Genomic DNA, 6,889 nt, shown 5'->3' with positions numbered 1-6,889 from the left:
GGCGTCCGAGCGCCGCGCTTCCCGGCCAACCCGACTACCTCAGAGCGGCGCTCGGATGCCCCGGCACGTCCCCGACCCCCCACACACCCAAGGGGCGCGGGGAACTGCGCGACCAGCCCCCACCCACCCGCAGACAAAACAACCACCCGACCACCCAACCGCCGGAGGCACCCCCACCCAGCCCCCGATGCTGGAATGCTGGAGGCTGACCGTACAAGCAGGAACGACCCGGGCGAACGAAACCGGGATGGGCTGGGGGGCCGAAGATCGTGGAGGACAGAGTGCGCGTGGTCATCGCCGAGGATTCAGTGCTGCTCAGGGAGGGCCTGACCCGGTTGCTGACCGACCGCGGGCACGACGTGATCGCCGGAGTCGGCGACGGGGACGCCCTGATCAAGACCATCACGGAGTTCGCGGCCCAGGACGCGCTCCCGGACGTCGTGGTCGCCGACGTCCGAATGCCGCCGACGCACACCGACGAGGGCGTCAAAGCGGCCGTACAGCTCCGAAAGCAGCACCCGGGACTCGGTGTACTGGTGCTGTCGCAGTACGTGGAGGAGCAGTACGCCACCGAACTGCTCGCCGGTTCCAGCCACGGCGTGGGCTATCTGCTCAAGGACCGGGTAGCCGAGGTGCGTGAATTCGTGGACGCGGTGGTACGCGTGGCCAGAGGCGGTACCGCGCTCGACCCGGAGGTCGTCGCGCAGCTCCTGGGCCGCAGCCGCAAACAGGACGTCCTCGCCGGACTCACCCCACGCGAGCGGGAGGTCCTAGGACTTATGGCCGAGGGGCGGACGAACTCCGCGATCGCACGTCAGCTCGTGGTCAGCGACGGCGCGGTCGAGAAGCACGTCAGCAACATCTTCCTGAAGCTGGGCCTGTCCCAGAGCGACGGGGACCACCGGCGTGTTCTCGCGGTCCTCACCTACCTGAACTCCTGACGACCAGCAGCAAGCACGAGCAGCGGCAAGCACAAGCAGCGAGCACAAGCCAAGCACGAACAGCGAACAGCGAACAGCGAACCAAGCACAAGTAGCGAACAGCGAGCACGAGAACCAAAGGATGAGCCAGCAGCGTCTTCAAGACCAGCGCCGGGGGGCGGGTGAATCATGGCAAATCAGGGCGTCCGGCCGTCTCAAATGGGTGTCCATCATGCGAATCACCACGGGAAGGCGACCCTTACCGACGTAGGGTTGAGCGTGGGAACGTCTGCGGGAAGGCCGTCCGCAGACAGCCGCCGCGAGGGAGGTCCAGTTCAGTGACCAGCCAGGTCAGCAGTCCAGCGGAACAGGCCGACGGAACCGTCGTAGGAGAACAGCGCAAACCGGCGGGCGTGAAGGACGTACGTCGGCTCGACCGGGTGATCATCCGGTTCGCGGGGGACTCCGGTGACGGTATGCAGCTCACCGGTGATCGCTTCACCTCCGAGACGGCATCGTTCGGCAATGATCTTTCGACACTGCCGAACTTCCCCGCCGAGATCCGAGCGCCCGCAGGCACCCTGCCGGGCGTTTCATCGTTCCAGCTGCACTTCGCCGACCACGACATCCTCACGCCGGGCGACGCGCCCAACGTGCTGGTGGCGATGAACCCGGCGGCCCTGAAGGCCAACATCGCCGACGTGCCGCGCGGCGCGGAGATCATCGTCAACACCGACGAGTTCACCAAACGGGCGATGGCCAAGGTCGGCTACGCCGCAAGCCCGCTGGAGGACGGCTCCCTGGACGGCTACAACGTCCACCCGGTGCCGCTGACCACGCTGACCGTCGAGGCGCTCAAGGAGTTCGACCTCTCCCGCAAGGAGGCCGAGCGCAGCAAGAACATGTTCGCGCTGGGCCTGCTGAGCTGGATGTACCACCGGCCCACCGAGGGCACCGAGAAGTTCCTGAAATCCAAGTTCGCCAAGAAACCCGACATCGCGGCCGCCAACATCGCCGCGTTCCGCGCGGGCTGGAACTTCGGCGAGACCACCGAGGACTTCGCGGTCTCCTACGAGGTCGCCCCGGCCGCCACCGCGTTCCCCACCGGCACCTACCGCAACATCTCCGGGAACCTGGCCCTGTCCTACGGCCTGATCGCCGCCTCCCGCCAGGCCGACCTGCCGCTCTACCTGGGCTCGTACCCGATCACGCCGGCCTCCGACATCCTGCACGAACTGTCGAAGCACAAGAACTTCGGCGTGCGCACTTTCCAGGCCGAGGACGAGATCGCCGGCATCGGCGCCGCCCTCGGCGCGGCCTTCGGCGGCTCCCTCGCCGTCACCACCACCTCCGGCCCCGGCGTCGCCCTCAAGTCCGAGACCATCGGTCTTGCCGTCTCCCTGGAACTGCCGCTGCTGGTACTCGACATCCAGCGCGGCGGCCCCTCGACCGGCCTGCCGACCAAGACCGAACAGGCCGACCTGCTGCAGGCGATGTACGGGCGCAACGGCGAGGCCCCGGTGCCGATCGTGGCCCCCCGCACGCCCGCCGACTGCTTCGACGCCGCCCTCGAAGCCGCCCGCATCGCCCTCACCTACCGCACCCCGGTGCTGCTGCTGTCCGACGGCTACCTGGCCAACGGCAGCGAACCGTGGCGCATCCCCGACACCGACGAACTCCCCGACCTGCGCGTGCAGTTCGCCCAGGGCCCCAACCACACCCTGGACGACGGCACCGAGGTCTTCTGGCCCTACAAACGCGACCCGGGGACCCTCGCCCGCCCCTGGGCCATCCCCGGCACACCCGGCCTGGAACACCGCATCGGCGGCATCGAGAAGCAGGACGGCTCGGGCAACATCTCCTACGACCCGGCCAACCACGACTTCATGGTCCGCACCCGCCAGGCGAAGATCGACGGCATCGACGTACCGGACCTGGACGTCGACGACCCGCACGGCGCCACCACCCTCGTCCTGGGCTGGGGATCGACGTACGGGCCCATCACCGCGGCCGTACGCCGGCTGCGCACCGCCGGCGAGCCGATCGCCCAGGCCCATCTGCGACACCTCAACCCCTTCCCGCGGAATCTCGGCACGGTGCTGAAGCGTTACGACAAAGTGGTGATCCCCGAGATGAACCTCGGACAGCTCGCCACGCTGGTCCGGGCGAAGTACCTGGTGGACGCCCACTCGTACAACCAGGTCAATGGCATGCCGTTCAAGGCCGAACAGCTCGCCACAGCTCTCAAGGAGGCCATCGATGGCTGAGACGACCACGGAAGGCTCGGACACGATCGAGGCGCTCACTCTGGTGCCCAAGGCCGAGGCCAAGCAGTCCATGAAGGACTTCAAGTCCGATCAGGAAGTGCGCTGGTGCCCAGGCTGCGGTGACTACGCGGTTCTCGCCGCCGTGCAGGGCTTCATGCCCCAGCTCGGCCTGGCGAAGGAGAACATCGTCTTCGTCTCGGGCATCGGCTGCTCCTCCCGCTTCCCGTACTACATGAACACCTACGGGATGCACTCCATCCACGGCCGCGCCCCCGCCATCGCGACCGGCCTCGCCTCCTCGCGCCGCGACCTGTCCGTCTGGGTCGTCACGGGTGACGGCGACGCGCTGTCCATCGGCGGCAACCACCTGATCCACGCCCTGCGCCGCAACGTGAACCTGAAGATCCTTCTGTTCAACAACCGGATCTACGGGCTCACCAAGGGCCAGTACTCGCCCACCTCCGAGGTCGGCAAGATCACCAAGTCGACGCCGATGGGCTCGCTGGACGCGCCCTTCAACCCGGTGTCCCTCGCCATCGGCGCCGAGGCGTCCTTCGTGGCGCGGACCGTCGACTCCGACCGCAAGCACCTCACCGAGGTACTGCGCGAGGCGGCCGCCCACCCGGGCACGGCCCTCGTCGAGATCTACCAGAACTGCAACATCTTCAACGACGGCGCCTTCGAGGTCCTCAAGGACAGGCAGCAGGCCGAGGAGGCGGTGATCCGCCTGGAGCACGGGCAGCAGATCCGCTTCGGAACGGACGCGTCCAAGGGGGTCGTACGCGACTCGCTGACCGGCGACCTCAAGGCCGTCACCGTCACGCCGGAGAACGAGTCGCAGATCCTGGTCCACGACGCCCACGCACCCTCACCGACGACGGCGTTCGCGCTCTCCCGCCTCGCCGACCCGGACACCCTCCACCACACCCCGATCGGTGTCTTCCGCTCCGTCGACCGTCCGGTGTACGACACGCAGATGGCCGACCAGCTCGACACGGCCATCGAGCAGAACGGCAAGGGTGACCTGGCGGCACTGCTGGCGGGCGGGGACACCTGGACGGTCGTCGGCTAATCCATCTCGTGTCCCTCTCGTACGACTTGCTGAGCTCCGTCTCGTACGACTTGCTGGGCTCCCTCTCGTACGACTTGCCAGGCCCGGACCATCAGGTCCGGGCCTCGTCGTATGCCTGGCGGGCCTTCTGCACGTCGTCCATCCGCCCCTCGGTCCAGACGGCCAGGGCGCGCACCTGCTCGGCGGCCTCGCGGCCCAGGTCGGTGAGCGAGTAGTCGACGCGCGGCGGGATGACCGGCTTGGCGTCGCGGTGGACGAGGCCGTCCCGCTCAAGGGTCTGCAGGGTCTGGGTGAGCATCTTCTCGCTGACGCGGCCGATGGCGCGGCGCAGCTCGCTGAAGCGGTACGGGCGCTCCAGGAGCTGGATCAGGACGAGAACGCCCCAGCGGCTGGTGACGTGCTCCAGGACGAGGCGGTGCGGGCACATCGCCTCCCCTTCGACGTTCCACTTGGCGACTGGGCTGGTGGTCGGGGTGGTGCTGGGACTTACGGCCATGCCAGTACCTTACTTCAAAGTGGGTACTTTCGAAGAGTTAGTGCATCTCCTATGGTTAGTGCCAGACCCGCACCCCACAAGGAGTTGTTTCAGACATGAGCATCGTCGTCACCGGAGCCACCGGCCACCTCGGCCGTTTCGTCATCGAGGGACTGCTGGAGAAGGTTCCGGCCGACCAGATCACCGCCGTCGTCCGCAGCGAGGAGAAGGCCGCAGGCTTCGCGGCCCGCGGCGTGAAGATCGCGATCGCCGACTACAACGCTCCCGAGACGTTCGACAGCGTCTTCTCCGCCGGCGACAAGGTGCTCCTCATCTCGGGCAACGAGTTCGACAAGGGCCGCGTGGGCCAGCACAAGGTCGTCCTCGAAGCCGCCAAGGCCGCCGGAGTCGCGCTCCTCGCGTACACCAGCGCCCCGGGCGGCCTGACGGCCGCGCTGGCCGACGACCACAAGGGCACCGAGCAGGCGATCCTGGAGTCCGGCGTGACGTACGCCCTGCTGCGCAACGGCTGGTACAACGAGAACTACACCGAGAACCTCGCCCCGGTCCTCGAATACAGCGCCGTCACCCAGGCCGCCGGTGAGGGCAAGGTCGCCTCCGCCGCCCGCGCGGACTACGCGGCCGCCGCCGTCGCCGTACTGACCGGCGAGGGCCACGAGAACAAGACGTACGAGCTGGCCGGCGACACCGCGTGGAGCTTCGCCGAGTACGCCGCCGAGGTGGCCAAGCAGTCCGGCAAGGAGATCGGCTACAACCCCGTCTCCGTCGAGGTGTTCACCGGCATCCTGGTCGGCGCCGGGCTGCCCGAGGCCCTCGCCGCGACTCTCGCCGGCGTGGACGCGTCCATCGAGAAGGGCGAGCTGGCCGGTGTCACCGGTGACCTGTCCCGGCTGACCGGCCGCCCGACCACGCCGATCGCGGAGTCGATCGCGGCGGCGCTGAAGGGCTGAGCCGCTGAAGGACTGAGCCAGAGCCCTCGGGCCTGAGCCCCCTCCCCCCGGGGAACCCCTGCCCGTCATGACCGTATAGCGATACGGGCATGACGGGCAGGGGCGCTCGGCGCTACCTTCTTGAAGGCTGCGTGTCCGCAGCCGGAGAAGAAGGAGGGGCGCGCCGGTGCAGTCCAAGGGCGAACAGCACATAGGTGTAGGGCCGGAGTCCAAGGGCGAGCAGCGCATCGGTCTGCTGAACGGCTTCGCGGCGTACGGCATGTGGGGCCTCGTTCCCCTCTTCTGGCCACTGCTCGAACCCGCCGGAGCGGGCGAGATCCTCGCCCACCGCATGGTGTGGTCGCTCGGCGTCGTGCTGATCGCGCTCGTGGTGATGCGGCGCTGGGCCTGGGCAGGTCCGCTGCTGAGGCAGCCGCGCAGGCTGGCTCTGATCACCGTCGCGGCGACCGTCATCACGATCAACTGGGGCGTCTACATCTGGGCCGTGAACTCCGGCCACGTGGTGGAGGCGTCCCTCGGCTACTTCATCAACCCCCTCGTCACCATCGCGATGGGCGTCCTGCTCCTGAAGGAACGGCTGCGGCCCGCCCAGTGGGCAGCCGTCGGCATCGGCTTCGCCGCGGTACTCGTGCTGACCATCGGGTACGGCCGGCCGCCGTGGATCTCCCTCTGCCTCGCCTTCTCCTTCGCGACGTACGGGCTGGTGAAGAAGAAGGTCAATCTGAGCGGCCTGGATTCGCTGGCCGCCGAGACCGCGATCCAGTTCCTTCCCGCGCTGGCGTATCTGCTGTGGCTGTCGGCCCAGGGCGACGCGACGTTCGGCGGCGAGGGCGCCGGGCACGCGGCGCTGCTGGCCGCGACCGGTGTGGTGACCGCGGCGCCGCTCGTCTGCTTCGGGGCGGCGGCGATCCGGGTGCCGCTGTCGACGCTGGGGCTGCTGCAGTACCTGGCGCCCGTGCTGCAGTTCCTGCTCGGCATCCTGTACTTCCACGAGGCGATGCCCGCCGAGCGGTGGGCCGGGTTCGCGCTGGTGTGGGCGGCGCTGTCCCTGCTGACGTGGGACGCGCTGCGGACGGCTCGGCGGTTGAGGGTGGCGCTGCGGGAGAGGGCGGCCGCGGTGACCCGGTCGACACCGAGCACGAGCCCAAGTACGACTACGACTACATAGCCAGTAATCATCAGTA

The 6,889-nt window shown here is 68.3% G+C and carries 6 protein-coding genes; 5 read left to right on the top strand and 1 reads right to left on the bottom strand.

All coding sequences use genetic code 11. The features are described from left to right. The first annotated feature begins 281 nt into the window (after positions 1–281). From ACTWQR_RS11425 to ACTWQR_RS11415, 3 genes are all read left to right on the top strand, one after another. The gene (locus ACTWQR_RS11425) at positions 282–941 is read left to right on the top strand and encodes a LuxR C-terminal-related transcriptional regulator (RefSeq protein ID WP_443226868.1); all 660 of its coding nucleotides are present in this window, start codon (positions 282–284) and stop codon (positions 939–941) included. Between the two features lie 317 nt (positions 942–1,258). Next, on the top strand, positions 1,259–3,187 hold the full coding sequence (locus ACTWQR_RS11420) for a 2-oxoacid:acceptor oxidoreductase subunit alpha (RefSeq protein WP_443226857.1): 1,929 nt from the start codon (positions 1,259–1,261) through the stop codon (positions 3,185–3,187). Continuing rightward, positions 3,180–4,259 (top strand): 2-oxoacid:ferredoxin oxidoreductase subunit beta, encoded by a 1,080-nt coding sequence (locus ACTWQR_RS11415; protein ID WP_443226856.1) that lies wholly within the window; start codon positions 3,180–3,182, stop codon positions 4,257–4,259. Before ACTWQR_RS11420 ends, ACTWQR_RS11415 begins: the two co-directional genes overlap by 8 nt. Positions 4,260–4,350: 91 nt before the next feature. Here ACTWQR_RS11415 and ACTWQR_RS11410 read toward each other — a convergent pair whose 3' ends face one another. Then, entirely contained in the window at positions 4,351–4,755 is a 405-nt protein-coding gene (locus ACTWQR_RS11410) for a winged helix-turn-helix transcriptional regulator (protein WP_443226855.1), read from the bottom strand. Positions 4,756–4,850: 95 nt separating this feature from the next. Between ACTWQR_RS11410 and ACTWQR_RS11405 the strand changes: the two genes are divergently transcribed. Then, positions 4,851–5,705, top strand: a complete 855-nt coding sequence (locus ACTWQR_RS11405) for an SDR family oxidoreductase (protein ID WP_443226854.1) — start codon at positions 4,851–4,853, stop codon at positions 5,703–5,705. Positions 5,706–5,871: 166 nt separating this feature from the next. Next, positions 5,872–6,873, top strand: a complete 1,002-nt coding sequence (gene rarD, locus ACTWQR_RS11400; RefSeq protein ID WP_443226853.1) for an EamA family transporter RarD — start codon at positions 5,872–5,874, stop codon at positions 6,871–6,873. Positions 6,874–6,889: the final 16 nt, after the last annotated feature.

Source organism: Streptomyces sp. 2A115 (assembly GCF_052245575.1).
Classification (GTDB): domain Bacteria; phylum Actinomycetota; class Actinomycetes; order Streptomycetales; family Streptomycetaceae; genus Streptomyces.
The sequence above is the reverse complement of the archived record's forward strand: the minus strand, read 5'-3'. Positions and strand labels throughout refer to the sequence as shown.

What these genes read in the sequence shown, in the direction of transcription:
- ACTWQR_RS11415 (WP_443226856.1), top strand. Translation starts at nt 3,180, where the DNA reads ATGGCTGAGACGACCACGGAAGGCTCGGACACGATCGAGGCGCTCACT.
- ACTWQR_RS11410 (WP_443226855.1), bottom strand. Translation starts at nt 4,755, where the DNA reads ATGGCCGTAAGTCCCAGCACCACCCCGACCACCAGCCCAGTCGCCAAG.
- ACTWQR_RS11405 (WP_443226854.1), top strand. Translation starts at nt 4,851, where the DNA reads ATGAGCATCGTCGTCACCGGAGCCACCGGCCACCTCGGCCGTTTCGTC.